This window comes from Mesorhizobium sp. M4B.F.Ca.ET.203.01.1.1 (assembly GCF_004791025.1).
Taxonomy (GTDB): Bacteria; Pseudomonadota; Alphaproteobacteria; order Rhizobiales; family Rhizobiaceae; genus Mesorhizobium; species Mesorhizobium abyssinicae.
Genome location: NZ_SRUO01000023.1, coordinates 19,857 through 46,603, shown reverse-complemented (window position 1 = coordinate 46,603; position 26,747 = coordinate 19,857). Strand labels below are relative to the sequence as shown.

Annotated in this window: 25 protein-coding genes and 4 pseudogenes; 11 read left to right on the top strand and 18 right to left on the bottom strand. The window is 58.7% G+C overall.

Going from position 1 to position 26,747, the window contains the following annotated elements; genetic code table 11:
- Positions 1 to 117 precede the first annotated feature (117 nt).
- The 4 genes and pseudogenes from EN846_RS30945 to queC all read right to left on the bottom strand — a co-directional run bounded on the left by EN846_RS30945 (position 118) and on the right by queC (position 3,501).
- Positions 118 to 869: pseudogene (locus EN846_RS30945) on the bottom strand (carbonic anhydrase).
- Positions 870 to 1,715: 846 nt separating this feature from the next.
- On the bottom strand, positions 1,716 to 2,441 hold the full coding sequence (gene queE / locus EN846_RS30940; RefSeq protein ID WP_164747234.1) for a 7-carboxy-7-deazaguanine synthase QueE: 726 nt from the start codon (positions 2,439 to 2,441) through the stop codon (positions 1,716 to 1,718).
- A gap of 5 nt (positions 2,442 to 2,446) precedes the next feature.
- Positions 2,447 to 2,803, bottom strand: a complete 357-nt coding sequence (gene queD, locus EN846_RS30935; protein WP_063169374.1) for a 6-carboxytetrahydropterin synthase QueD — start codon at positions 2,801 to 2,803, stop codon at positions 2,447 to 2,449.
- On the bottom strand, positions 2,803 to 3,501 hold the full coding sequence (gene queC, locus EN846_RS30930) for a 7-cyano-7-deazaguanine synthase QueC (protein WP_091599584.1): 699 nt from the start codon (positions 3,499 to 3,501) through the stop codon (positions 2,803 to 2,805). The genes queD and queC overlap by 1 nt, the downstream gene beginning before the upstream one ends.
- 128 nt (positions 3,502 to 3,629) lie before the next feature.
- Here queC and EN846_RS30925 point away from each other — a divergent pair.
- Positions 3,630 to 4,419 (top strand): annotated as a pseudogene (locus EN846_RS30925) (HlyD family efflux transporter periplasmic adaptor subunit); the annotation flags it as partial.
- A 58-nt stretch (positions 4,420 to 4,477) separates the two neighbouring features.
- Positions 4,478 to 4,734 (top strand): annotated as a pseudogene (locus EN846_RS30920) (cysteine peptidase family C39 domain-containing protein); the annotation flags it as partial.
- Between the two features lie 260 nt (positions 4,735 to 4,994).
- On the opposite strand, the gene EN846_RS30915 reads toward EN846_RS30920, so the two are convergent.
- On the bottom strand, positions 4,995 to 5,768 hold the full coding sequence (locus EN846_RS30915; protein ID WP_164747232.1) for a serine protease: 774 nt from the start codon (positions 5,766 to 5,768) through the stop codon (positions 4,995 to 4,997).
- A 220-nt stretch (positions 5,769 to 5,988) separates the two neighbouring features.
- On the opposite strand from EN846_RS30915, the gene EN846_RS30910 reads away from it, so the two are divergent.
- Positions 5,989 to 6,279 carry a hypothetical protein gene (locus EN846_RS30910; protein ID WP_126057644.1) on the top strand — a complete coding sequence of 97 codons (291 nt, stop codon included), beginning with the start codon at positions 5,989 to 5,991 and terminating at the stop codon, positions 6,277 to 6,279.
- Here EN846_RS30910 and EN846_RS35395 read toward each other — a convergent pair.
- The 5 genes from EN846_RS35395 to hisC form a co-directional block, all read right to left on the bottom strand.
- A complete protein-coding gene (locus EN846_RS35395; protein ID WP_187331497.1) occupies positions 6,276 to 6,611 on the bottom strand; it encodes a hypothetical protein in 336 nt (111 codons plus the stop codon). The genes EN846_RS30910 and EN846_RS35395 overlap by 4 nt on opposite strands.
- Before the next feature lie 44 nt (positions 6,612 to 6,655).
- Positions 6,656 to 6,985, bottom strand: coding sequence for a helix-turn-helix domain-containing protein (locus EN846_RS36130; protein WP_245466525.1), 330 nt, complete (start codon positions 6,983 to 6,985; stop codon positions 6,656 to 6,658).
- Positions 6,871 to 7,230, bottom strand: coding sequence for a hypothetical protein (locus tag EN846_RS36575; protein WP_348628846.1), 360 nt, complete (start codon positions 7,228 to 7,230; stop codon positions 6,871 to 6,873). The genes EN846_RS36130 and EN846_RS36575 overlap by 115 nt, the downstream gene beginning before the upstream one ends.
- Before the next feature lie 320 nt (positions 7,231 to 7,550).
- A complete protein-coding gene (locus EN846_RS30895; RefSeq protein ID WP_091599482.1) occupies positions 7,551 to 8,585 on the bottom strand; it encodes an LLM class flavin-dependent oxidoreductase in 1,035 nt (344 codons plus the stop codon).
- A 27-nt stretch (positions 8,586 to 8,612) separates the two neighbouring features.
- Positions 8,613 to 9,809, bottom strand: coding sequence for a histidinol-phosphate transaminase (gene hisC, locus EN846_RS30890; protein ID WP_091599485.1), 1,197 nt, complete (start codon positions 9,807 to 9,809; stop codon positions 8,613 to 8,615).
- Positions 9,810 to 10,992: 1,183 nt separating this feature from the next.
- Between hisC and EN846_RS30885 the strand changes: the two genes are divergently transcribed.
- Entirely contained in the window at positions 10,993 to 11,526 is a 534-nt protein-coding gene (locus tag EN846_RS30885) for a peroxiredoxin (protein ID WP_029356553.1), read from the top strand.
- 69 nt (positions 11,527 to 11,595) lie between these two features.
- Positions 11,596 to 13,029, top strand: a complete 1,434-nt coding sequence (gene rpoN / locus EN846_RS30880) for an RNA polymerase factor sigma-54 (protein WP_091599489.1) — start codon at positions 11,596 to 11,598, stop codon at positions 13,027 to 13,029.
- Here the strand turns inward: rpoN and EN846_RS30875 are convergent.
- The 7 genes and pseudogenes from EN846_RS30875 to EN846_RS30850 form a co-directional block, all read right to left on the bottom strand.
- A complete protein-coding gene (locus tag EN846_RS30875) occupies positions 13,026 to 13,625 on the bottom strand; it encodes a nitrogen fixation protein NifQ (protein WP_135914087.1) in 600 nt (199 codons plus the stop codon). The two genes, rpoN and EN846_RS30875, sit on opposite strands and share 4 nt — an antisense overlap.
- 14 nt (positions 13,626 to 13,639) lie before the next feature.
- Positions 13,640 to 14,692, bottom strand: a complete 1,053-nt coding sequence (locus tag EN846_RS30870; protein ID WP_091599492.1) for an LLM class flavin-dependent oxidoreductase — start codon at positions 14,690 to 14,692, stop codon at positions 13,640 to 13,642.
- A 138-nt stretch (positions 14,693 to 14,830) separates the two neighbouring features.
- On the bottom strand, positions 14,831 to 16,432 hold the full coding sequence (locus tag EN846_RS30865; RefSeq protein ID WP_091599495.1) for an SDR family oxidoreductase: 1,602 nt from the start codon (positions 16,430 to 16,432) through the stop codon (positions 14,831 to 14,833).
- A gap of 148 nt (positions 16,433 to 16,580) precedes the next feature.
- Complete coding sequence (locus tag EN846_RS30860; protein ID WP_236378846.1) at positions 16,581 to 17,168, bottom strand: nuclear transport factor 2 family protein; 588 nt, start codon at positions 17,166 to 17,168, stop codon at positions 16,581 to 16,583.
- A gap of 138 nt (positions 17,169 to 17,306) precedes the next feature.
- Positions 17,307 to 17,429, bottom strand: a pseudogene (locus tag EN846_RS36120) (ferredoxin); the annotation flags it as partial.
- A 29-nt stretch (positions 17,430 to 17,458) separates the two neighbouring features.
- Positions 17,459 to 18,637 (bottom strand): cytochrome P450, encoded by a 1,179-nt coding sequence (locus EN846_RS30855; RefSeq protein WP_164746650.1) that lies wholly within the window; start codon positions 18,635 to 18,637, stop codon positions 17,459 to 17,461.
- A 517-nt stretch (positions 18,638 to 19,154) separates the two neighbouring features.
- Positions 19,155 to 19,469, bottom strand: coding sequence for a hypothetical protein (locus EN846_RS30850; protein ID WP_091599500.1), 315 nt, complete (start codon positions 19,467 to 19,469; stop codon positions 19,155 to 19,157).
- Between the two features lie 657 nt (positions 19,470 to 20,126).
- On the opposite strand from EN846_RS30850, the gene EN846_RS30845 reads away from it, so the two are divergent.
- Positions 20,127 to 21,359 carry an MFS transporter gene (locus tag EN846_RS30845; protein WP_091599502.1) on the top strand — a complete coding sequence of 411 codons (1,233 nt, stop codon included), beginning with the start codon at positions 20,127 to 20,129 and terminating at the stop codon, positions 21,357 to 21,359.
- 249 nt (positions 21,360 to 21,608) lie between these two features.
- Here the strand turns inward: EN846_RS30845 and EN846_RS30840 are convergent, their stop codons facing one another.
- On the bottom strand, positions 21,609 to 22,667 hold the full coding sequence (locus tag EN846_RS30840; RefSeq protein WP_091599505.1) for a ChuX/HutX family heme-like substrate-binding protein: 1,059 nt from the start codon (positions 22,665 to 22,667) through the stop codon (positions 21,609 to 21,611).
- A gap of 592 nt (positions 22,668 to 23,259) precedes the next feature.
- Here EN846_RS30840 and EN846_RS30835 point away from each other — a divergent pair.
- The 5 genes from EN846_RS30835 (at position 23,260) to EN846_RS30815 (ending at position 26,747) form a co-directional block, all read left to right on the top strand.
- Positions 23,260 to 23,580 (top strand): iron-sulfur cluster assembly accessory protein, encoded by a 321-nt coding sequence (locus EN846_RS30835; RefSeq protein WP_091599508.1) that lies wholly within the window; start codon positions 23,260 to 23,262, stop codon positions 23,578 to 23,580.
- A gap of 17 nt (positions 23,581 to 23,597) precedes the next feature.
- Positions 23,598 to 23,915 carry a hypothetical protein gene (locus EN846_RS30830; protein WP_127284186.1) on the top strand — a complete coding sequence of 106 codons (318 nt, stop codon included), beginning with the start codon at positions 23,598 to 23,600 and terminating at the stop codon, positions 23,913 to 23,915.
- A gap of 12 nt (positions 23,916 to 23,927) precedes the next feature.
- Positions 23,928 to 25,142 carry a cysteine desulfurase NifS gene (gene nifS / locus EN846_RS30825; protein ID WP_091599511.1) on the top strand — a complete coding sequence of 405 codons (1,215 nt, stop codon included), beginning with the start codon at positions 23,928 to 23,930 and terminating at the stop codon, positions 25,140 to 25,142.
- Between the two features lie 187 nt (positions 25,143 to 25,329).
- A complete protein-coding gene (nifW, locus tag EN846_RS30820) occupies positions 25,330 to 25,707 on the top strand; it encodes a nitrogenase stabilizing/protective protein NifW (RefSeq protein WP_091599514.1) in 378 nt (125 codons plus the stop codon).
- A gap of 188 nt (positions 25,708 to 25,895) precedes the next feature.
- On the top strand, positions 25,896 to 26,747 hold the full coding sequence (locus EN846_RS30815; RefSeq protein WP_126059306.1) for an electron transfer flavoprotein subunit beta/FixA family protein: 852 nt from the start codon (positions 25,896 to 25,898) through the stop codon (positions 26,745 to 26,747).

Sequence of the window (26,747 nt, the reverse complement as noted above, 5' to 3'; positions counted from 1 at the left end):
CCTATCCTTTAGACTAGCCAGCTTGGGGAGCGCCGTCAGACCGCCAGACCGGAAGAGGAGGCTTCGCGCCAATTTGTGCCAAGAATGTTGGACCGTGCGGAACCGCTGGGGCGGCGCTCAACTCTGGCGCAGGATGAAGCGTCGATTGGGTGAATGAAAAGGGCGCGCGTTCACGGGTAAAGTGAGGTAAATCGCTGGATGTCTGCCGGATCAACGTCAACCGGTTCCATCGCCACCATCCACTCGACGTTTTCGGCGCACGGCGGCGTCGTCAGTGAGCCCTCATAAGTCCAATAGCCAAGCGACGCTGGCAGAAGCCAGTTGGGATTCACCTCGTCGATCGTAACCTCCCCATTCGGCAGTTCGGGAAAGGCCGCAGCAAGGGCAGCAAAGCTGGCATTTGTCGCGCCGGGCGTTAAAAAGACGCCCAGCACGCCCAGAGTACCACTTTGCGTGTCCTTGTGAACGAAATGCACCTCCAGCGGGAAGCTCTTGCCCGCCACGTGATGTTCGCTTGGCGCATGGAAATGGAACTGTACCAGTTCGTAGACACGATCGCCGCGGGTCAGCGTGCTGCCTTGTGGCATATTGATTTGAATGGTGTGGCCGTTGTTCACCATATTGCCGCCGCCCTTGTGCCAGCCGATGGCGATATGCGGGATATCCGCCTTGACCGCGCTGTTGATATCGATCGGCGATTGCTGCGTGCCGGCAGAGCATACGAAATTTTTCTTATCCAGATCAGCCCAGTGCTCCGGTCCGACCGGACCGGTGTATCCCCAATGGGCACTGGTCGCTTGGGCGGCTTGAACGCAAATCCGGCATGCGCCGAGCGCAACCAACCCTTTGATCAGGTGACGACGATACATATTGCTTTTGCTCCTCTTGCGAACTGATGTTGGTGGCTGCCCTAATGGACCCGTGATGGCCAATCGGCGCGGCCACTATTGTCCTTTGCAACTGACGGATGCCCGCATGCCTTGGCGTGCTTTTATAAGTGCGGCTGCCGTTTCTCGGCCGGCCGGCTTCTGCAGCCCGCAACGGACGCAGTTTCAACCAGCTAGACGATAAAAATTCGAGCAGACCAGCGCTTGACCCCCGCCGCAAAGGCACAGGCGAAGGTGATCACTGCGCGGCTCGCCGTTCGCGCCTGAGGCCGCATCGCTACACTTTACACTCGCCGCCCAAGGAGACGCAGGCGACCCCAATACGTTTTCATCGCTACTCCTGACGCAGCCGACGACGCCACGAAGACGTTGCTATATTTCACGTTGGGCCAGTGAGGAAATCGATCTTCTTTATGGAAGGCATTTACGCAATGGATGCATTCCCATGCACATCGCCGTTCTGTTTAGCAGCTGCCGTTGACCGGCGGGCCAGCCCCGTTGGGCGTTCTGGTGTCTGACAGTCGAGCGTCAGGCCGGACAATGAGATACATCGATAAGAGCTGAACAAGGATGAGGGGATGACGTGCTTGCGACGGAGGAAACAGTCAAGCAGGTGGGGCGAGAAGGCCAGTTCTTGCGGATTTCAACTTTGCGTGACGACAGCTCATCGGAGTCAAGGTGACACACGCCGGCAGCGGGTGTCCGGGCGGTTTCCAGCCGCACAATCGCGAGACCGCTGGCGCGAACAAAGCTCGGCTGTACTCGGCACGCGAAGAGAGCCTGCCAAGCCGTCGGAGCCCGGCCTTCCGGTGCGACGCAAGCCGCAGACTAGACCGCCCTCTTGTTACCCCAAAGCAGAACGTGCAGCTGCGGCAACACGCGGGCTTCGAACCACCTGTCGCTGGTCACCCTTTCGACAAGCCATTCCATTCGCATCATTATTCCGTCCAAGTCGACAGAGGCGTCTTCACTGCCGGGGCGCGGCGGCGTGTGATTGCCGGGTTGCAGATAGATCGGAAGGTGCGGATATCGCGCCGCGACTTCTTTGGCGTAGGCATAGTCACTCTCGTCGAAAACGACGAGCTTGAGCACGATTTGCGGCTTCTCTTGCGCCGCTTCGAGGCACGCCTCAAACGCAGCCCAACGGGTCGTCATTTCGCTGGACGGCGGCTTTGGGCTAAGGGTCAGCACGTCAAGATCCGCAAACCACTCCCTCACCACGGAACCCTGCGTTTCCAGTGCAAAACGATAGCCCTCGCGATGGCCTCGTTCTATGAGGGGACCGAACGGCTGAATGGCCGGGTTGCCGCCTGACAAGGAGACCATAACCGGCCTGCCGCCGGAAAGCGCATGGACGGTTTGCCACACGGCATCGATCGGCATCGGTAGCCATTCATGGCGATACTGATTGTCCACCGCGTGAAGGCTGTCGCACCATGAACAGCGATAATCACATCCGCCGGTTCTGATGAACACCGTCGGCAAGCCGATGAGCACGCCCTCGCCCTGGATCGTCGGCCCGAATATCTCGCTCACACGGATTACGGGATGCATGTCGGTCACGGACGGTATTCCGCCCAAGTTTTCGGTGTTTCGCTAACGCGCACGGCCGCGGTCTGCGGCAGACGTGCCTTGCACCATTCATAGAAATGTCTGGCCAGGCATTCCGCCGTGACCTTCTCATGTCCCAGCACGTCGTTGAGGTGCCGATGGTCGAAGCTCTCGTCAATGTAGCGTTTGAGCGGCGCCAGATCGTGATAGTCGCGCACGAAGCCGTGGGCGTCCAGTTCCTTGGCCGACAGCTCCACTACGACGACATAGTTATGCCCGTGCAGGCGCGCACATTGATGGTTGGGAGGCAAGGAGGTGAGCTGATGCGAGGCCGAGAAGTGGAATTCCTTGCTGATGTGGAACATTACGCGCGCCTCCTGCGCAGCGCCTCGAGCCAGAAATCGGCGTCCTCGTAGTCGGTGGGATCAGCGTGCCCGGCGAGATGGAACGCTTCGCGCCGCTCGACGCAGGTCCCGCATCGTCCGCAGTGACGCACGCCGCCCTTGTAACAGGACCAGGTCTCGGCAAACGGGGTGCCGTATCTTGCGCCATCCGCAACAATGTCAGCTTTTCCGAGATTCACATACGGTGCATAGAGGCGTATCTGCGCATAGCCGTCGAGCGCGCGGTCTTGCATTGTCTGGAAAGCTTCAATGAAGGCCGGACGGCAATCGGGATAGATGAAGTGGTCCCCACCATGCATGGCCGCCGCCACCGCTTCGGCGTTGTGGGCGGCGGCGAGACCGAAGGCGATTGCCAACATGATGGCATTGCGGTTCGGCACCACCGTAATCTTCATCGTGTCTTCGGCGTAGTGGCCGTCCGGCACGTCGACACTGTCGGTCAGCGCTGAGCCGGAAAGGCCACGGCCGATTTCGCCGATGTCGATGATCTGGTGCGGGACCTTCAGTCGCTGCGCGCAAAGAGCGGCGAAGCCCAATTCCTTCCTGTGCCGTTGGCCATAGTCGAAAGATAGAAGGCCGGTGAGTTCGTGCTCCGCTGCCACCATGTGAGCAAGGGAAACGGAGTCCAATCCGCCAGAGCAGACGGCGAGAGTCTTCATCATTGGTATCCTTGTTTTGACCGGGTAAGGCTGCGACCGGAGATTTCTCTGCGCCCCCACTACTCCAGCGACTCAATTTTGTGAACCGGGAGAATTTCCGCACAGCCCGATTGGAGCGAGCATGGGTCGCAAGGAGCGATCTTGCCGGTGATCTCGAAAACCTGATCTCCTCCGGCACGCAGGCCAAGGACCCGATCCGCCTCTCGACCGAATCCGCCAAAGCTGACCGCGCGCATTTCCTCAACTTGTTGCGGGAAAACGAATACGCCCGCACCAATGCCGCAGCGGAACTCGACCGTGCCAAGCGACTGCTTTCGGCTTCTGCAGCGCCCGCGAAAACTGTTGAAGAAAAGACTTTCGCCCTCCACAACATTGAGCTCCAGGGCGAGATCCTGGCCCGGCGAAAAATCGCCGAATGAAACCAGCAACTCTTCGACATCAACCTGCGCCTCAAGGAGCTCACGGCCACTTTGCATGAGCTCGAGAACGAGCGGGATCTGACTCATATTCGAGCCCCAGTACTCTTGAGCAATTCTCAGGCCTCACTTCCGGCAGCTACGTACAGGCCGGGCAAAACGTCGGTTGGGTTTCGCCGGTACCGAACTGGTGGTGGAAATCTACGTTCCCCCCAAAGACATCGCTTTTGTGCACCCGGGCCAGTCGGTGCATATCCAAATCGATGCCTACAAACTACAATCAATGGGGTGTCACTGACGCCAAGGTGCTCAACGTGGCGCAGGACTCCATTCTCCACGGCGGGAGCCCTTCTTCAAGGTCCCCCTTGCGCTGTCTCGCAACCAACTCGTCCTTAAGAACGGGGGCATCGCTCACCTGAAGAAAGGCATTACCGTTTGGGCACGCTTTCTCGTTGCAGGCCGCACTTTGCTGCAACTCCTCTATGATAAAGTCGACGATTAGCTCAATCCGCTCTACGCGGGCGACTAATCTTCAATTTCCAGACAGTCAGCGAGCCGCCATGTCAAGCAAGGTCAGCAAGTTTAAGCAGCGCGATATCACCGATTGCGGGGCGACCAGTCTTGCTTGTGTCGCTGCCTTCTATGGCCACAAGCTGCTTTTGTCGCGCATTCGCCAGCATGCCTCGACCGACCACTCTGGCACCACTGTGCTCGGTCTCTTGGAAGCTGAAGAAGGCTTGGTTTCTTAGCCAAGGGCGTGAGGGGTGGCTTCGACCGCCTCGACAAAATCCCCAAGCCCGCTATCGCGCACGTCGTCATCAAATTTGCGTTTGGACTTGGCGTCATACAGTGCCGCTGGATAGAGCCCGCCGCCCTGATCTCCGGCGGGTCTAATCAGAGCCCCCAGCTCCGCTGATGAGCCAGGCGCGGGTGCCTCGGGGCTTCCTAGCCTGCACAGCCTTCATGGGACATGGTCAGGATACCTGTTAGATGAACTCCGATTAGTCTGGACATTCTGCGCGTTCGGATACGCGGCAACGTGAACTTTCCACCCTGCACGCATCCCGACTCGCCCCCTCAGTCACCGGTATGTTTCGTGATCCACTCGCGATAATACGACACGCGCGTATACACACCGTATGTCCTTCCGCAACCGGCCCCACTCGAGACAATTCCAACCAAGATAGGGTTTTTGCCATGGGCTTTGGTCAGAGGACCTCCACTGTCCCCTTGGCAAGGATCGGTCCCGCCGCTTTCGGTTCCGGCGCACATCATCCCAGGAAAGATCTCCTCCCCATATTTGCGGCTGCACGTTTTGTTGTCGACGTATGGGACCTTGCCCTCTCGGAGCTCTTCTGATTCCTCTCCACCATGTCGTGTAACTCCCTTACCCGTCACGGTAAGGAGCTCGCCATTAGGAATGTCCATCCGGGGGGTAGCAAGGGGAATGGCCACTGCGGGTAGCGTACTGCGCACCCGCACGAGCGCCAGATCATGTTTGAATGTCTTCGCGACATATTCTTCGTGAACAATAAAGTCCGTTACATCTAACGAAACGCCATTCTTCACAAAGGCCTCGACCTTGGTTGCACCCGCTAAACAGTGTGCCGCTGTGAGGATCCATTGGTCTCCGATCACCACTCCACCGCATAGATAAGATTTATCCTCTCTGACAATTTTATCCTCTGTGACAATATTGAGTTCGACGTACCAAGGATGCTCTTTAGACGTGGTCCGCTTGCCGCGGACGATATCGAGCCCGCCTTGTACAGAAGTTTGAGCATGGGCGTGTTTTCCACCAAAAAGGGCTGCGAGCGCGCAGAGGGCATGACGACGGGTGATGGGGGGCATCGGTTTCCTCGTACTATTTGCATTACATCGTGCGGCCGTGTGCCGTTGGCGCGCCACCCTGCCTGCCCACCCATTAGCTGGCAACCCTCGTCTCGGATGTGATTCAGAATGCCGCAGGCAAACATGCTTTGTCCTCGATAGGACGCTCTGGTTGCCGTGGGCGGACGACTTCTTCGGAAAGCGCGACGACGGCACGGGGTCCGTTATAGGCAGGCTCTCCATGCTGATGCAGCTCGAGACCCTCAGGGTTACTCGCCGCGCCGATGGCTCTCATGGCCAAGGCCGACGGCTCACGAAAATATGTCGGGGCCGCGGTGATCGGTCTGAACCGCGCCATGAAGGAACGGCTCTACGAGCGCGTCGCCGGATGCCCGGCCGGGCGCGCAAAGGAATTCCGATCAAGAAGCCGAACGCGCAGTGGATCAAGCCCGGCCTGGTCGGCCACATCAGCTTCCTGAAAGGCGAGGGCGGGCTGCGCCATGCCACTCTGACCGATGTTCGAGAGGACTAGTCGGCCCCGCAGATCGGTTCACCGGAAGGCATCCGAGCTGGCGCTCGGCGTTTTTTTAGCGCTTTGGCTGTTCGGGGTCGTCTGAGACAAACGACCCCGATGACCACGTCCATAACAGCTTCCAAGAGCGGCTTGCTGTCTTCGTCGCGGGCTTCAACGGTAAGGCGGCGGCAAATGACGGTGGGGGTGACTTCCCGCGCATAGTCTGTCAGCGCGGCGAAAGCCTCGAGCCTGACGGAATCCATGCCGCCGGCTAACCATGTCCCTTCAGTGTCGGAAAAGAGCCGATCATTGTTGCGTACGTCAAAATAATTAAGGGAAAGGGCGGCCATGTGATCTCCTATGGGCTCACTGCTGTCGAGGGTCCCTACAGCCTTCAGCGGAGTGGACTGCTACCGATAAGCCTTTCGTACTCGGCTTCCGGTGGGCCATAGCTGCCATCGGCCAGTTTGATCAGTCCTTCCCAATCACGGATGACGATCTTGCCGCACGTGGCGCGGATCAAGCCATTGCCTTCCAGGACCTCGATGGCGACGGTTACGCCCGGCCGCCTCACGCCGAGCATGATCGACAGGAATTCGCGCGTGAGTTTCAGCTCGGGGCCAGCGCGATCCTCACACAACAGCAGCCATCGGACGAGACGGCTTTCGAGCCCCTGGCGGGCGTTCGCGTGAGAGCGGTGTAGCTGGTCTGCACCATCAGGCATTGCACGAAGCGCAGAAGAAACAGCCGCAGGGTGGGACTTTGCTCGAGTGCCTCATGAAAGGGGGCTATCGGAATGCGCATCGCCTCTCCGGCGAGCTGGACGACGCAATCATGCGGCGCCAGATTGTCGCCGAGGACGACAACCGTTCCTGTCATGCCTTTGTGGCCCAGAATGCCGGCTTCGGCATCCCGGCCGGGCGCCATTTTGGCGATGATAGAGCCGAAGCCCTCCTCTATGAAGTACACGAAGTTGATCGGCCTGCCTTGCTGTTCAAGGCGATCGCTCAGTGCCAGTTCGACGTGCTCCAGATCCGGCGAGAGCAGGGACCCATCCTGCTGGTCGAGCAGGCCAAGAAGTCTGTTTCTGTATGGGGAATTTGCGGAGTGCGGCACTGCAACCGTCGCGGCAGGAATGTCATCGGGACTGAAATGGGCGAGGGCTGCAGTATCGCGGTCGGCGACCAAGCACCGGCCTAGTGTTTACGCCTGACACAAGAGTCCGGCCCCCACAACCGTTTCGGAATGAGCAGCAGCGCTGCCGCTGCTCCTCCAATCACACAACGGATTCACGATGCGGCAACTCGAGCCATGATTTCGGATCGAATGGTCGATGCGGTGTATAGCGAGGCATCCAGCGGCAAATCCCCAAATGCCAGTTGACACAGAAGATAATTAGCACCTGCCTCTTCCAGCTGATCAAGGAGAGCTTTTCGGACAGAAGCTGCCGTTCCCACGACGCACAATTCACTTTCAATTGCTGCATCGAAGTTCAAAGGCAAGTTTGGTGGAGTGGGAATGGCATTTAGTTCGTATAGAAATTTGAAGCTCTTGAGCCATCGTTCATAGGCAGGTGCTGCGAGCAAATACGCATCTGTTTCAGAACGCCCTATCACCACCATTCGGAGCAATCCAAGAAATGGCGCTTGGTGGCCAATGTCAGCATCGTGAATTCGGGCGGCGCGGAACGCGTCGGTAACGCTGCGAACAGAAGTGGAAGGTCCGACGCAGGCGATGTTTGCCCCATTCGCGGCGGCCCAGCTAGCCGGCTCGGGTCGATTGGTGGCGATCCATGTCGGCGGCTGGGGATATTGGTGAGGTCTCAACGTCAGCGGAACGTCTTTCAACTCAAAGTGGCGGCCCTCATAAGAAAGCGTCCCGCCTTTCATCGCATTGATGAGAATCTCGCTGGCCTCCGTGTACTGTTCTGGTGCTGCTTCTACAGCAACCCCGAAGTATCCCAATTCAGTCGGAGCAGAGCCGCGCCCTATGCCGAGTTCAAGCCTGCCGCCGCTCAACTGATCAAGCATGCAGATCTCCTCGAAGGCACGCAGCGGATGATAGAGCGCAAGTAGCATTACCATGGGACCAACACGAAGACTGCGGGTTCGCTGGGCGACGCTCGCTAAGAACAAATTCGGTGATGGACCTCTGCCATGTGGCGTACAGTGGTGCTCTGCGAGATGATACGCATAAAAGCCATAGCCATCGCACGCTTCTGCTAGGCTCAGCCGATCTGCATATTGTTGGGCGATGTCATCGCCGTTTTCGTCCAGATGATCGAAGATGCCGAAGGTTAGGCCCGAAGCGAAAATTTTCGTCAATTAATTATTCTCCAAATTACCTATGATTTATCCACTATTGGAAACATCATAACTTATAACACATCGACACTTATTACTTAATACATTTCCAATGCAATGTGAATTGACTTCATGCTTGCGCACACCGCGATTCCTCTTAAAGTTCATACAGACGTGTTTGGCGGCAGCAAGGAATTTGTCCATCTGCTCTGTGCTACCAATGCTGACGCGAATGCAGTTCTTCAAATCTATGTCAGGAAAGCTGGCGATGAGGATCTTCTGCTCTTTCAACGCGGCTTGCCAGCATGAGCCCTCCTGTCCCGCCGGCACACGGGCCAGCAAAAAGTTTGCGTGGGAGGGTGTTACGGAAAAGCCAAGTTGCAACAGCGCCAGGGTCACTCGCTGTCGTTCATGCTTGATGTGCCTGTGGTTCTCTTCGTAGGCGTGGCGATGCGCAAGAATGCTTTTCCCGACCGCCTGCCCGATCACGTTCATGTTGAAGACATTCTGGATGTTGCGCAGCCTGCCAATGATTTCTGGGTGACCGAAACCGAAGCCGACTCGCACGCCAGCGGCAGCATAGCTCTTTGAAAAAGTCCTCAAGATCAAAAGATTCGGATGTCTATTGACGAGGCGCAGGGCATGGTCGGGTGCGAAGTCAACGTAGGCCTCATCCAAGACGATCAAGCGATCTGCTTGCTCCACAAGGCGTTCGATTTCGGCCACCGGCACGAATGTTCCGGTCGGATTGTTCGGATTAGCCAACAGAATGAACTTCGCGTCTTTTGCGGGGCCGGACAGAAGTTTTTCTATCGGCAGGGGATGAGCTTCGCTCGATGCGATTTCGAGAAACTCGGCACCCTGTAACATGGCAAGTTTACGGTTGAACGAAAATCCGGGCGACAGCATCGCCACTGTATCTCCTGGGGCGAGGAAAGCTCTGTAGATGAGTCCGAGCAGTTCCGACGAACCGTTGCCGGCAATCACCTGATCTTTGGAAAATCCGTAAGCGTCGGAGGCAGCTGCCCTTAAGCTGAGATTGTCGTCTTCCGGATAAAGATAATGGTGTTCGATCGCAGCAATTGCACTTTGCATTACGCTCTTCGGCAACGGAAACGGGTTCTCGTTCGTATTTAGCTTAACGTAATTTGCATCCGTCGCTGGTCCGTTGGACGAGAGAGCATCTAATTTGCTGGCCACCGGCGAGAAGAGCGAAAGCACGGTCTTCAGTTTTGCATCGCACATGTTCTTCTCCGTTTTTCAGTCCCGCAGGGCATGTGACATGAGGCAATCGTTGATCGTGACTTGATCGACGTTCGGCTATGTCAGCGCTGCCTTCCCACCTTGGTGGGATCGCCGACCACGGTTTGGATTTGACACCGGGAAGCTGTCGAGAACCTGATGACGACCCAACGTGTGGCCGACGGCCGATTCGGCGCAACAGACGGTGTTTCAACATCGCATCGTCGTCAAAGCCGCATGCAGGGCCAGCACGACAGCCCGCCTCCAGCGCCCGCAGAAATAGGTGGAAACCGAGGTCTTGCCGAACCTCAGTTGCTCTGCCACCTCGCCCACCGGACTGCCCTGTTTACGGGTCAGGCGCAGGATCGTCCGGGTATCTTTGACGCTCGTTCGTCTTGCTTGCTTCCGTCTTGGCATGGGCTCTCTCGGTTCGCTGATGAGAGAGCCAAATACCGGCTCATCTGAGCATGAGACGCGGGCCTGACGATATGGAGCGTCTCTGGTGGCGCGCGTAGCCAAGAGGGTTCGCCTCGCTGGCGGGGCATGCAAGACGGCGCACCTCCTTGGCTATCCTGTCCCATCGTCTCAACGACTTCGCAGAGGTTGATATTCTGCAGTGACTTTCGTCTCGCTGCTGCACGGCATTGACGCTGGGAGCCATGCTCGCGTGGCGCAATTGTGCTGAAGAACGGTGCCCACGGCAACGTTTCTTAACCCGCCCCAGGTCCTGGCGTTTGGCTAATTTCCGACATTCGTGTCCGGCTTCGGACAAAGGCCGGGTTTGCCGAACGGAGTCCCACCCAATTTCCAGTGCTGCTTGAGCAATAATATCGACCGGCATTACTGCACAACACGAAAGTTGCTGCAAAAACCGAAGTGAACCCAAGGCATGGGGTCAATTGGCATGGCGCTTGCGACTCGGTCGCTAGAACGCAGTCAAAACCACGGTTGGAGACCATGCCTACCTCTCAAAGCTCGATAAAGCACGCGAGCAAACATTCCCCGTCCCCGCGGAAAACTGGAAGCTCGTCGCCGTTAAACGTCCCTGCTCGGGGGCGGTCTTGCACAAGACTGGTCCGAGGCAACCACGCCAGGGCGAAAGGCTGCCGGAACTGTCCACCGAAGTCGATGCCGCTTCAGTTTAACCGAAAAATGCACCGTACCACTTTGGCCTGGGAGCAAATCAATGACCGATAGAAAGAACGTTCCTCTCGTGACCTTTCGCACGCGTGTTCGCGATGAGTCGATCGGGGGGCCAAATCCTTATCGGTGGGAGAACAAGACCTCCGACGATTATTTCGGGGGCAAGCGCGTTATCCTGTTCTCGCTGCCTGGCGCCTTCACCCCGACCTGCTCGACCTTCCAACTGCCCGATTTCGAAAAACTCTATGATCAATTTCTGGAACTGCGAATTGACGCGATCTACTGCGTCTCAGTCAACGATGCTTTCGTCATGAATGCGTGGGGAAAGTCCTTGGGGCTGCAGAAGATCGAGCTGATCCCAGACGGGTCGGGCGAGTTCACGCGCAAGATGGGCATGCTGGTCGCGAAGGACAATCTGGGCTTTGGCATGCGCTCCTGGCGATACGCCGCTCTGATCGACGATGGCGTGGTGGAGCAGTGGTTCGAGGAGGAAGGCTTCTGTGACAACTGCGAGACGGACCCCTATGGCGTTTCATCCCCGCAAAACGTTCTCGACAAACTGAAGGCGGCGGCATGACCCAGAAGTGGCAAGTCTCACACAACCCCAGCACACACTAGAGCCTCCTCGGCAGATTACCGGTTCAACATGCATCTCTCAGCAAGCCTGCTTCAACGCCAGAAGCAACGTATGGTCTTATCGCCTCAAGCCATTGAAGCTATTCGCTTGCTGCGATTGACGCATACTGAACTCCATCAGCTCGTGGAGCAGGCACTCGAGAAGAACCCCGTTTTGAAGCCTGACCCGTTTGACGACGTTTCGCCGCTGTCAGGGGTGGATCAGCGGAGCAGTCAAAGCAGAAGCGAAATCGGCGAATCGCCCATTGGCGGGCCGTCTGGCGGGCGCGGGCAATGGAAGTCGCAACGCAGTAGCGGCAACGATCGACCTGCCGTCGAGGAGTTTACCGCCCACACCGAAACATTGCACGACCATGTCGCCCGCCAGGTCGCCCTCACCCCGTTCACCCCGCAGGAGCGGCTGATTGCCGGACAGCTCGCCGCCCATCTGGAGGACACTGGCTATCTTCAGGTAAACCTTTTCGATCTGGCCGGGAGGTTAAACGTTCGGCAAGCTGATGTGGAACGGGTCATCGGAATCTTGCAGCAATTTGATCCGCCGGGGATTTTTGCGCGAACTCTCAGCGAATGCCTGGAGATTCAGCTGCGCCAGCAAGACCGGTTCGACCCGGCTATGGCAGCTTTGGTCGCCAATCTCGAGATGCTTGCACGGGGGGATTTTCAGGGATTGAAGCAGCGTTGCGGAGTCGACGAGGAGGATCTCCTCGACATGAGGAACGAAATCCGCGCGCTCGATCCCAAGCCTGGAGACCGGTTCCAGTCCGGGACGCCGGAAACCATCGTACCGGACGTCTGGGTAATGCCCAAGTCCGAAGGTGGATGGCGGGTGGAGCTTGATCCGGCCACGCTGCCCAAAGTGTTGATCAACCACACCTATGTCGCCGAAATCTCGCAGCTGACCAATCAAAATCCGGAAGGCAAAGCGTTTCTCGACCATTGCCAGGAAAAAGGGAACTGGCTGATCAGCTGTCTCGAGCAGCGCGCTAAGACGATCCTTAAGGTTGCGACCGAAATCGTGCGCCAGCAGGATGCCTTTTTTACACACGGCGTCGCCCATCTGCGGCCTCTCTGTCTCAAAAATGTCGCTGACGGGATCAAAATGCACCAGTCGACGGTAAGCCGGGTGGCTTCGAACAGGTACATGTTAACTCCGCGCGGGGTGTTCGAGCTGAAGTATTTTTTCACAGCGACAATCGCATCCTGCGAGGGCGGCGACGCGCACTCCGCCAAATCTGTCCGCCATCGGATCAAGGCAATCATCGCCGAAGAATCGCTCGACAAGGTACTTTCCGACGAAGACATCGTTGCTCAGCTCAAGCAGACCGGCATCAATGTCGCTCGCCGTACCGTCACCAAATATCGCGAGGCGATGAACATCCCTTCCTCCATACTACGGCGCCGTGATAAGCGGTTGTCCGCAGCTGCGATCAAGCGAAGTGACTAACCGGCATTCCTGGTCGGCGAGAGGCGACTCTCAACTTCCTCCGGGCCGAAGCAGCTTTCGAAGTCATGGCATTCCCGACAACTGGGTGCAGTGCATGACGAAAAGCCTTCGGCCTCATACAGCTTGCGGTAAAAGTACTTTTTCCATTTCATGTTTTCTGTGTTGCCTGCCGCCAGCGCGGGAAAATGTCTGGCAAGCAGGCGGCTGAGCTCAGCGCGATTTGAGAGGCCAAGATCCCGCCAAAGATGGTCCGTGCGCATCGCACGCCGGGCGATGATCTTGGCCAAGCGGGCGCTCGCCGGGTCGCCCGGCGCAGCATGCGCTAGCAGCAGCCGGCGCAGCAGCTCCTCTTCCAGTTCCGGCTCGGGCTCGCTCAACTCCTCCAAAGCGAATACGCTGCTGGAGGTAGACGGGAAAGTTGCGGCCAAGACATCACGCAATTCGACAGACGAAAGGCCTGTCCCCTCCGTCGCCAACACCTCGCCCGCCTGGACCTCCTCAAGCGAACGCGAAAGCACGCAGGGCAGCACATGCTGATCGAAGCTCCTCCCTAGCTCGGACCCACGCCATTGCGCGCGTGGATAGGCAGCCATCATCGTAACGGCCGGCTTCAGCTTCCGGCATGACAAAGCGCCTTGTTGACCGCAGGGATGATCTTGTCGCCCCAGAGCTCGATCTGGCGCAGCATCGTCTTTTGGTCGAAGTCGCCCAATTGAGTCTGAACTGCGATCTGGTCCGGTTTCAAGACATCGATCTCTTCCAGCAGGCGATCAATCACGCGATTTACGCTGCCAATCGGCAAATTTTTGCGCATGGTCTCGAAGGACAGATCCTGCTGGGTCGGTGTCTCCTGCAGCAGGTAGCCATCGTGGCTCTGTTGGCGGCGCTGATGCAGGGCTTCAGAAAGCCGGCGCTGGAAGCGGGCATTGTCGAGATAGCTGTTGATCTCCAACTCGTCGTGGCTGGCATAGCAGCAGCGCAGCAGCGATATCTTGACGTCGGTGACGTTCTTTTCCTCGGATGCCGCCGCCCTCTCGACTGATTCACGCAGTGTGGTCAAAGTCTCTAAGCCGTCGTGGAAGGCTGTGACAAAAAAATTGTGCCCCTCGCGGTAGGCCCGAGCCATCCGTGCGGCTCCGCCAGCGATCCAGATAGGCGGCGTCGGCTGCTGGACTGTGCGGACCGAAATCGCTGTTGGGGGGATCTTCTCATACTGGCCGTCGTGTTCGAAGACGTTTTGGTTGAGGCCCTTGAGAATGATGTCCAGGTATTCCGAAAAGACGGCCGGCGCCTCATCGATGTCCACGCCGAACCGTTCGAACTCGAACTGCTGGTATCCCAAGCCTACGCCGAGCTCGAGACGGCCGTTCGCAACGATGTCGGCGAAGCCGATCTCGGACAGCAGGCGCTGCGGTTGGTAAAGCGGCAGCACGCAGACGGCAGTGCCCAGGCGAATCGTGCTTGTCAAGCCGGCGCAGTGCGCCACCATCATCAGCGGGGATGGTATGAGGCTGTAATTGTTGAAGTGGTGCTCAGCAAACCACGCGGTGTTGAACCCAGCCTGCTCCGAAGCGACGGCCTGTTCGATGGAGTTGCGGATGACGCTTTCTGAGGATTGGTGATAGCCACGCTGGGCGGCCAGAATGAAAGTGGCAAATTCCATGATTTCTCCTCGTTATAGACACGTCAGCCGACCGGGAATGTGCTCGGCATGCGCATGCTTGGATCTCAAGCACCTCGGGTGCGTCGTGGAGCCGAGGCTTCATAATGCTCGGCCGGTCGCCCTGCGAATGCCTGGCAATTAACCTGCGGCCTCCGCAAAACATTCGTCATAGAGTTCGCTGGCGTTTCCCGCATCACCGAACGAGGTCCAGCCGCCGTCCACGTAGAGGATCGAGCCGTTGATGTATGAGGCGTCAGACGAAGCAAGGAAGAACGATGCATCTGCGACGTCTTCTGGCCGTCCCATCCTGCCCATGGGGATGCGTCGTCCGATTGCTGCCAGGTCGATGCGGCCGGCTTTGGCCAACTGAGCAAGTGCGGGCGTGCGGATGTGGCCAGGAGCGACGGTGGCTGTCCGAATTCCGACCGGGCCGAGTTCGGCCGCCATGCAACGGGTCAGCATATCCATCCCCGCCTTGGAGGCGCCGTAGGCATGGCGCGGCGCGAACGGCAGAAAGCTGTCGATCGACCCGAGATTGAGGATCACGCCGCCCGGGCGCATAGCCTTGATCGCTTCGCGCGCGCAGGTGAAGGCGCCGGTAAGGTTGACATCCAGGACGTGTTCGAGCTGTTTCGACAGTTGCTCGATCGCAGGCACAATCCTGTCGGCGGTATCAGCACTATTGACCAGAACATCGATATACCCGAAGCGTCGCCTCAGCTCTTCGAACATCGACACCACATCGCTCTCGACGGCCACGTCCAGCGATTTCGCCAGATGCTTGCCGGGGAGCGATGTAGCCAGCTCTGCCGCTGCAGTGCCATCTTTATCAGCAATCACGACGGTGTCGCCGTTCGCGGCAAAGCGGCGAGCGACGGCCGCGCCAATGCTTTTTGCGCCACCGGTGACGAGCACGATTCGCGCATCTGTGCATTCGGCCGGACAGGAGAGCTCGGCTTGGAGCGCACTATCCACCGGCGGGTGAGCATCCCCCGGCTGGTTGAATGACATCCAGCCTCCGTCGACTGCCAGCACCGAGCCGGTGATGTAGCGCGCCTGCGTGCTGCTCAGAAAACGCACGACCCTGGCGATCTCGTCGGGGCGAGCCAAGCGCCCCATCGGCACGCGGCGGCGTATCGCCGCGAGGTCCATTTTGCCAGCGCGTGCCAGTTCTGTGACCATTGGGGTGCGGACGGAGCCCGGCGCCACCGCCGTGACGCGGATTCCTCGCATAGCCCACTCGCACGCAAGGGACTTTGTCAACGAGATCACGCCAGCTTTCGAGGCTGCGTAGGCGTTGCGCCTGGGATTGCCGACCACGCCCGCCATCGAAGCCACATTGACGATCGCACCGCCCGGCCTCATGCGCCGCGCCGCTTCCCGGGCCATAACGAATGGCCCAATAAGGTTCACTGTCACGCCGCGTCGGAAGGTATCGACAGCGGTGTCGATGATCCTATCCATCGTGGGTCCAACCGCCGCATTGTTGATGAGGACATCGATTTGCGCGAACCGTGCTTCGACCTGGCCGAAAAGTGAGAGCATGTCCTTCTCTCGCGACACATCGCACTCCAGACCGACGTGCGGCGACCCGAGATCCCGAGCCAGTTCAACCACACCACTGCCCGGAAGGTCCACCGCAACTACAGTGTCTCCGTCCGCGGCAAGGATATCGACCAGGGCACGGCCGATCCCGCCCGCGGCGCCTGTGATGATTACGGTGCGTGCTGCCAGTTTCACGAGAGCTTCTCCACGATGACCGCTTGTGATCTCAGCCCATCGACCTTGGGCGGAATGAAGGGTCGAGCCAAATCGTTGCAGTGACCGCCAGTTGCGGCCCCACACAGATCTCAATCCCGCAAGGCGCTCATCCTCCATTTCTACCCACTTATGCAGCTCCCAGTTGGGGACCCTCGACGCCATCTTGGTCGGTGGGGATGTGACGCTTGAGCAGCTGGTAGATGGGATCGTCTGGATGTGGTGCTCCAATCGGCTGTCGCCGGCCGAACCTATCTGCCTCAAGAATCGCTGGCGGGATTTGCTCCTCAACCCAATCGTAGACGACTGTCCGTTCCGCAATTCGCCACTCGTCCTGCCTCTTCTGAAACAGATCGCAGTAACGGCCGCAAAGCAGCGTCTGACGTATTTCTTGGTCTGTATCCGGTCCGCGTTGCAGCGCGGTGAAATAGCTCTCGACCGCGGCCTCTGCTGAACTGATGAAGTCGATCAGGCTGTTCGTGATTTGATGGATGTTACGCTGCCCCGGCAGACCGAGAGCAAATTGGATGAAGTCCTCTGCCGGTCCGCAATAGGGACCGTGCCTGTCATACGCTTCGGGCCAGTATGCGCTACGCAGCGCCGCCTCATCGGCGCGGTCTATCCCGCGGCAGTACCGATACAGGCAGTTGCGGATCGCCTCTCGGTCACGCAGTTCGGTAATTTTCGCGTGGTCGACAGGTTCTGTCGCGAATTGTATGATTGTTTTGTCCTTCCCGACGCCAGTCTGCACTTTGCGTGTGTCTCTCTCTACAATTGAGTTAGCGGGGGGCTCGTCAACTTCCAGAGCTTGTTCGGGGCAGGCTCTTACCCCTTGTGAGGCAAGCAGTTGCTCCCCATCGGCAACATCAATATCACCGGGCAAGATGTAGCCGTCGTCATCAAGCTTGAAGACTCTCGGCGCCCGCGCCAAGCAGCGCGCATGACCCTGGCATCTGGCTTTGTGTACGATGACACGCATAGCGAACTCCAATGTCGTTGGCGGAAACTTCAGGACCAGTCCAGGATCAGATTCTCGATCCCGAACACATGGCCGCCGAAGGTGATGGGTTCAGTCCCTGTCTTGATCCGAAAGGCTGGGATGCGCGCCAGCCACTCCTCCAGGCCAATGACAATCTCCCGCCGGGCAAGGTGTGAGCCAAGACAACGATGGGGACCATAGCCAAAGGCAGCGTGCCGGTTGTCCTCGCGCGCCAGATCGATCTCATTCGGGTATTCGAATTCCGCCGGGTCACGATTGGCAATCATCGTGGCACAGGAAACATAGTCTCCCTTGCGGATCGGCGCGCCTTTGAAGTCGACATCCTTCGTTGCCACTCGGATCATCTGAATGGTCGAATAGGCGCGCAGCAATTCTTCCGCGGCGACGGCAATCCGGTCCGGTTCGCTTCGTAGCAATTCCTGATCTTTGGGGTTGCGCGCGAGATGGGCCAAGTCGAAGCATATGGCTGCTGAGACCGTGTCGAGCCCCGCGACGAACACAAGCACGCCGATGCCACGGACTTCTTCGTCACTGAGCAGACGGCCCTCGACCTTTGCCTTCACGATGAAGGTCATGAAATCATCGACCGGCTCCTTGCGGCGCTCGGTGGCAAGTTCGTCGATGAAGGCCACGATCGTCCGGGCTGCGGGTGGTCGTTGCTCCTTATCGCCGTGGAGCAGATCTCTAGCCCAGCCGACAAATGTTTCTAGTCCGTCGTCCGAAAGCCCAATAAAGCGAAGGAAGATATTGACCGCGAACGGAACTGCAAAATCCTTCATGATGTCGCAGCTCGTGCCTGATGCGGCGATCCTGTCGATCAGCTTGATCGCTCGTTCCCGGACAGCCGGCTCCAATGCCATTACCCGCTTTGGCGAAAGCAGCGGATTGAGCAGTGAGCGAAAAACACCGTGGAATGGCGGATCGAGCTCAAGCGGGATCATCGGCCAGCTCTCGCCGAGCACAGAGGCGAAGATGCTGCGATGGCTGGAAAACGTTTCGGTGTCCTGCAGCACCCGGCGCTGGTCGCTCGCGCGAGTGATGACCCAGGTACCCCGACCGTCGCGCGTGTTGCTGGTTGAATAAAAGATCGGAGGCCCGGCATGAACGCAAGCAACCGCTGCATGCGGATCCCCGTTGGCCGTCGGCAACATGCCGGGCGACGTAAACAGGCTGAAGTCCCTCACCATTTCGGGCGGGACATGATCTGGAACCGGCCGCGATTTAACCGCGCCAGAATCGAGAGACCGTTCATGAGATGCTGTCGGCATTTGCATGCAATCGTTGGTGCAAGCTCCGTGCCGAATTCGTCTTTCGATAATCCTTGCCGTTTGCTGGGCAACAGGTGGCGCCTGTGCTGACTTACTGGTCGGGATTGCAACATTCTTGTCCAGCGTCGGACACAGAATGTAGAAAGCTAGACACCGACTTGGAGCAACTCAATTGGTGGGATCGCTAGCCGATCATGTGCCCGGGGAGCATCCAGTTCGAAAGGTTGCGCTAAGCGGTTTGGTGACTTGGCCGAGGTCACCCAGGTGGAAATGACCAACACTTGTTCGTGAGCCTAGTGGCGCTCCCCTCGATGATGTCTGGCGGGGTGGTTAGCCGCCTCCGTGGGACAAGGTCAGTCTACAAGAATGGGCTATAGCCTCTCCTCGCCTGCCTCATTGGCCCTCCTTCAGAGCCGGCCACACGAGCTTTCGTCTTTCAGCACGGCGTTTTCTCGCCAGCTACCAGAGCCACACCGATGCCGTTAATGAGCGTCCAGTCGAGGGGTTGTGTGGCCCTGTCCATCTTGCCCAGCACCTTGGCTTCGCATTTGCCGGTGCGGCGGAAAGCCTTCAAGACGCAGTTCTTGACCTTCTCCAGATCAGCCTCGGACGGATATCGGCAAGGGTTCAGCTCGTCCTTTTGAACTTGCGCATCTTCGTGTTGGCGAACCCCAGGCCGCCCGACATATTTGCGGCCTATCCGGCACCTCAACTTCGAACAACCTTGCGGCAAGCTCTTGGGATAGCCCACGCTCGTGCCTCCACCACCCGCTCAGCAGAGCCAGATTTGTCGTTGATGGCACGGTACTTGCGCAGTCATTCGCAGACGCGTCACGGACCGAGAGTGTCGTCCCATGAATTCAATCACCAAAAAGGCCGCCCGACGTTGCTGGGACCGCCTGCAATTACCTTATCCCAGAATTGGGAGCAACGGCTTCAAAAGGGATAACTCATCACCTCAATTCTGTCGATCGCGCGGCCATCGAACCGCAGCCATCGATCAGACTTCCGCCTCGTTGCACTCATTGCGACCGCCTTGGTGCTTGCGACGACCGCTCAATTCTGGCTGCCAGGATAACCGCATATGGCGACGGAACTTCCTGCTTCAAAGCAATATAGAGATCGTCGATCATCCCCCCATCAAGGCCTCGATCGAGGACACCGCGTTCGGCTTGCTTGGTTCGCAGTGAACAGGCCGCACTTCGACGGATGCGATCGATGCGACCGCGCCGAGAACTCTCCCGCATTGTCGACGGTTGTGTCCGTCGGCCCTCCGATGAGGCCTCGGATGCGTGGGCGCCGAGGCCTCGACTGAGGCCGACTGGCCGCCGCCGGAAGGTCTAGCGGCTTTGATCCCCGGCGATATAGCCACCCCTGCTGCAACAGCTCCTAGCTGGAGAACTCATTCATGACCGAATCGGCGACAGATTTAGTGGACGCGGCTCTGTTCGACCGAGATCGGCTTGACCCAGAAAGTCCCTATCAACGGTCTGGCCCCGCATGGGGTGCGATCATTTCGCTTTCCTTCGGCACCTTCGGGCTTGTGACGGCAGAGTTTCTGCCCGCCAGCGTTCTGACACCGCTCGCGCATGATCTCGGTATCAGCACGGGCACGGCTGGACAGGCGCTAACAGCGACCGCAATCGTCGCGGCGATCTCGGCACCGACAATGGCCATCGTGACAAAGCGTCTGGACCGCAGGGTCGTCATCTGGGCGATGACGCTGCTGCTGATCCTGTCGAACGTTCTGGCGGAGGTTGCGGGGTCGCTGCCGGTGTTGCTGGCGGCACGCGTCGTCCTCGGCATATCGCTCGGTGGTTTTTGGTCAATTTCGGCAGCGTTGGCAATGCGGCTGGTTCCAAGTCACCTCATGCCGCGCGCCATGTCGATCATCCTCACCGGCGTTTCTGTCGCCTCCGTCTGCGCGGCTCCAATCGGCGCTTATGTCGGTGACATTTGGGGATGGCGAGCCTCGTTCAAGGTCGCCGCAATCGTGAGTGCCGTTGCGCTGCTCGTGCAACTCGTAACCATTCCGCCACTGCCTCCGATCGAAGTGCGCAGATTCCGCAGTCCGCTGGATGTCGCGAAGAATCCGACGATGAAGGTTGCGGTCCTAGTCGTGCTATTGGTCGCTTCCGGCCATTTTGCCAGCTTCGCCTACATCCGCGACTTTCTCGAGAGCGTTCCTCCGCTCGACAAGAAGTCGATCCCGCTCGTGTTCCTTGCTTCTGGCACGGCCGGCGTCTTCGGCAATTTAGCGGGCGCATTCCTCACCAAACACAGTCTCAAGGCAGTCGCGGCCCTGCCGCCCCTGCTCATTGCCGTAGCCGCTGTCTCGCTCCTGACTATGGGAGCATCGGCCTTGACCTCGGCAATTGCAGTTGCCGTATGGGGCTTTGCTTTTGGCGCGGTCCCGGTCGGATTGCAGACCTGGATGGTGCTGCGCGCCGCTCCGAAACAGGCCGAGAGCGCTGGTGTACTGATGGTCATAGCCTTCCAAGTGGCGATCGCAGCCGGCACAACTTTCGGTGGCCTATTGGTGGATCACACGGGCATTGCCAGTGTCTTTCTCTACAGCGCGGTTGCCACGTTCCTCGCTGTCTTGACAGTATTTCTGCTCGGCCCGAACCGCAACAGCTGACCGCCTGGTGGGGAGTGACGACGGTCGGTGGCGTTAACGCTATTGTCACCTCTGAGCTCGGCCAAAGGCCGCGGCTTCGTCGTAACCATGCCTTCGATGGGGCAGCGCCAAATTGCTACCTGCTCATCGCGTTATGACAATACAGCGCGCTTATTGCGTCATCGTGTTCCCGATCTCGGCTTCAATGCCCGGCTACTCGCTGCGGAGGCAGATGGGCGCCGGCGTCCCACCGACAACGATCGGTCTTTCTCATGTAGCTGTTCTCATGTAGCTGTCGGGGAAACGCGGCAGGTTTTCCGCCAGAACCCGCCAGTCGTCGCGCTCGCGTTCGCCTTCCTTGCGCGCACCGAACAACTGGATGATCATCTTGCCGTCGGACCCATATGCTTCGAGCGAGGTGACGTGACTGTCATTGGTCGGCTTGCGCACGGCCCAAACCTCACGGATTTGGTGGCTCCTGAGATGCAGCCGGAAGGTTTCGTCCAGCACATAGATGCACGGCCCGATCTGCTTGACCGACTTGATTAAGCCGGAATGGGTCTGGATAGAGCCTCGGTTGCCGACGAAGCACATGATCGGCAATTCGTCTTCGGCCGCACGCTGGAGCACGGCGCCAACTGCAGCATTGTCGAGCAGCCAAGCGTAATCCTGGCCTACCATGCGCAAAGCCTGGCAGCGGCTGAGCTTGAGCGTCTTCAGAAGGTTGACGTCAGTCAGCCGGCTCCAGTGCTCGCGTAGGTCGTCCACCGTGCCGGCCCGGTCCGCAGTCCTCGCGCCCAGGTCGGCTACTCTCGCCTTAAGCGACATGGTCGGCTCCTGGTTGGCGGATACGAGCTCGGCCACCAGCTTTCGATAGGCATGAAGGTTGGAGACCGGCCTGAGATGCACCTTATGCACTGCTGCGCCGGCGGCGTCGAAGAATTGCAAACTGCGCTGGATTCCGCCGCGATGGCGCCTTTCAACAGCGAAACCATACCTCCAAGCCTGCGGGAAGACGCGAAGGTCGAATTCGTCACCAAGGACCATGGCGTGATTGTTGCCGGTTATCACTTTGTTGAAGACGCCAATCTTTTCGTGCACGGCACCTTGATTGCGGGTCAGCGCCGTCACTTCGCCCACGAATTCGAGGCCCGTCAGCAGGTGATTGACGCGCGGGTCGATGCGTGCCGCGCCGAAACCGCAATGGGCCGCGACCAGTTCCGCTTCCGAAATGCCCAATTGGGCGGCGAAATCACGCGCGGGAATGCTCGGACAGACTTCCCACGCACGCCGGATTTCGTTGGGCGACCGCTTCTTGCGCTGATCCATGTTTTTAACCCCGCCCCGTTCTTCTTTTGACGATCGGTCGAAAAAAGGGCCTCAGGGGTGTGCACGGCGGACGCGATTGATCGTCAGGCACACGCCAGTCGAATCCTGTCTCCGGGCGGTCAGCGGCCAATCGCCGGTAGAGAGCGATTGTTGGGTGGTCGGCGCCAATCGGCCGATCGAGCATTCGGGTTCCACCGGCGGTGCTGCTTTCCCACACAAGGCGGGTCTGAGGGAGGAGCGACATATTGCTTCCTTCGTTCTTCGATTGCGAGGGCAACCCAAAGGTGAATCGGCCGGCAATTTTGCCGCCGCAACGAAGGCTCTCAAAAGTCGTGCCAGTTGCTCCGCGGCAAGCTCTGAACATCTTTGGCTCTGTTCATTGCTTTACGCGTGAGTGCATCGCGAACTCAGGCGCCCCTCCTGTGACGCGGACGCGACAAACCCGACAGTAAGTGTCGGTTGTCGGACGTCTCCCCAGCAATCGAGCATAGAGACGTCGGGATGTCCTACCGTTTTTACACACGTCTTCCCTTTGGCACGGTTCATGCGAGATGATCCGCGAAAACGTCACGGACCGAGGAGAAATCGAGCCATGATTACGCTCACCGACAACGCTGTTGCCGCCATCAAGGCCGCTCTTTACCGCGCCAGCGAGCCGGCGGAAGGATTTCGCATCATGGTCCATGCCGGCGGCTGCGCCGGCTTCCAATACTCAATGGGCCTGGAGAGCGTCTCACATGAGGGCGATACGATCATCGAGCGAGATGGGCTCAAGGTGTTCATGGATAGAGGCTCCCAACCCCATGCCGCCGGCATGACCGTCGACTTCGTCACAGGGCTCGAAACATCCGGCTTTGTTTTCGATAACCCCAATGCGCAGGAGAAGTGCAGCTGCGGCAAGTCCTGCAAATGATTGCAGGGGAACAGGCTATGTTCGACTATAGCGACGCCAAGGAATACTGCGTCAAACCGGTAACCCCCGGCGCTCTGGAACCAGCCGACACGCACTGTCGGCCCGGAACAATTGCGTTCGGTGATGTGCCAAATCGCGATCATCGATCGTTGCCGTGGGCAAGCAAACAACATTGCCCGAAACAGCTGAATTCCCGGCGGATGCCGCCACCAAATGGCAATGTCGGCAGCGACCGGTCAGCCAAGCCATCGCTCGCCCGGCCGCCCACCTCACCAGATACGATATGCGCCAGAGGTTCAATGGCCCGCCTACCCTTGAATCATTTCAGCAGTTGAAGGATCACTCCCATGAGACCTGTCTATCTCGACAACAACGCAACGACGCGGGTTGATCCTGCAGTCCTTGGAGCGATGTTGCCTTTCTTTACGGAGCAATTTGGCAATCCTTCGTCCATGCACGCCTATGGCGCATCGGTTGCTGAAGCCGTGAGAAAGGCGAGGCGGCAGTTGCAAGCCCTCATCGGCGCGGGATTCGAGGACGAGATCATCTTCACCTCGGGCGGGACTGAAAGCGACAGTACAGCCATCCTTTCGGCGCTCGAGGTAATGCCCGGTCGAACGGAAATAGTGACTTCCGCGGTTGAACATCCGGCCGTTCTGAAGTTGTGCGCGCACCTTGAAAAGACGCGCGGCGTCAAGGTGCACATTATCCCAGTCGATCACCACGGCCGGCTCGACCTGGACGCCTACAGAACCGCCCTCACCCCACAAGTGGCAATCGTCTCGATAATGTGGGCGAACAGTGAGACCGGTACGATCTTTCCCGTGGTTGAGCTTGCCGACCTAGCCAGGGAAGTCGGCGCGCTTTTCCACACTGATGCAGTGCAGGCGGTCGGAAGGTTTCCGATTGAGCTGAAATCGACCGCGATCGACATGCTGTCGCTCTCCGCCCACAAGCTGCATGGTCCAAAGGGGATAGGCGCGCTTTATGTAAGACGTGGCGTGCGCTTCTCCTCCCTGATCAAGGGTGGCCACCAAGAGCGCGACCGGCGTGCAGGCACTGAAAACACACCCGGCATAGTCGGACTGGGCATGGCGGCCGAACTCGCCTTGAAATTCATGGACGAGACAACACGAATAAAATGGTTGCGCGACCGCCTTGAGAACGGGATCATCCAGCGCATCCCAAACGCATCCATCAACGGCGATCCGCAGGAGCGATTGCCAAACACTGCAAACATTGGATTCGAAGGTATCGAAGGCGATGCAATCCCAATTGTCCTCAGCCGGCTGGGAATCGCCTGTTCCGCCGGGTCCGCCTGTGCCTCTGGCTCAATGGAACCGAGCCATGTTCTGATCGCTATGAACGCGGCATGTGGGGCAGTCCGCTTCTCCTTGTCGCGTGACAACGGCGAAGATGACGTAGACCGCGTGCTTGAGGTCCTGCCTGCGATCATCGAGAAACTACGTGCCGTTCCCAGTGCTGGACTGTGCGGGCGAGGTGCAGAACACCTTCATTCCGGCCCGGGCCCGAGCGGCACAATAGCCGACGCCCACTCATGAGCCGTGAGGACTTCCTCAACGTGACGACCCTACGCAATGGAGAGCAGGCAACCCGGGGTCGCCTTCACCACTTCAGAAAAGCTTGAGATCGCCAAGTCTCTTGCCCCAGCCGCCGTGCCAGAGGTCGGCACGCCGTCAGCAATGTCACCAACGCATCGACACCACAATTTCGCGCCGGGAGAATACAATGAACTGCTCCGCTGACAGCCGCCCGATTGATCCCACCGATATCCTGGCGCGACTGAAGGGCCTGTCGGCTGCGGAGGACTTCTTCGCCTGCCTTGGCGTCTCCTACGACCCGAAAGTGATGAATGTCTCGCGGCTCCATATCATGAAGCGCGTGGGCCAATACCTTGCCGAAGAAGATTTCTCCGGTCTGCCTGACCAGGTAATCGCCGCGCGGGTGCGCGCCAAGCTGGAACGCGCCTACGAAGATTTCGCGACTTCCTCGCCGCTCACGCAACGTGTGTTCAAGGTGCTAAGGGACCACGATCCAAACATATGTCCCGCACCTGGCCGCGCCTTCGTCCCGCTCGACTCTGCACTGAAGCGGTTCGGAAAGTAATGAGCCCGACACGGCTGCGACGCGACAATGTCGGGAAGTCGACAAATCCAGTCCTCATGACGCCTCCTCGGACGCAAACGAAGCCACCTTCTGGAATAGAGGCAGGAAGAAGACTTGGCATGAACGATGCAGGCAATGAGGTGAACCGCCAAGCACGCATCCGGACTGGGAGCTTAGAGAAATCGCCAATGCACATCGTAATCTGCATCAAGCAGGTGCCGGATTCGGCCCAGATCCGCGTCCACCCGGTGACGAACACGATCATGCGTCAGGGTGTGCCGACCATCATCAATCCTTACGACCTGTTCGCCCTCGAAGAAGCGCTCAAACTGCGCGACGTTCATGGTGGCGAGGTTACTGTGCTCACAATGGGTCCGCCCATGGCGGAGGACTCGCTGCGAAAGGCGCTCGGTTACGGTGCTGACCGAGCAGTTCTCTTGACGGACCGCTATTTTGCCGGATCCGATACGCTGGCGACCTCCTTTGCTCTTTCGCAAGCAATCGCAAAAATTGGGGAGACTTTCGGCAGGCCAGACATCGTCTTCACCGGCAAGCAGACGATTGACGGCGATACCGCCCAGGTCGGACCAGGCATAGCCAAGCGCCTGAATCTATCGCAACTTACCTACGTCGCGAAGATTGCCTCCATCGATCTCAAAACGCGCGAGATCGAAGTCGCGCGTCGCGCCGAAGGCGGCACCCAGTTGCTGAAGAGCAGACTCCCCTGCCTCATTACCATGCTGGAAGACACCAACGAAATCCGCCGGGGCTCGCTCCAGCAGGCTCTTTGCGCGGCGCGCAGCCAAGTCGTGAAGTGGACTGCAGCCGACGCCGGCATTGACGATCTCACCCGGTGCGGTCTGCGTGGCTCGCCGACAGTCGTCAAGCGTGTTTTCGCCCCCACCGCACGGGCAGAAAGCGCGGCGCAGATCGACACCGCGGAAAAGGGCTTGCAGGACATCGCCGATGAACTCATCGCCGATATCTTAACCCGCCGGCCGGCGCTGGAACATGAGTTGGCCTTCAAGAGCGGCACGTGA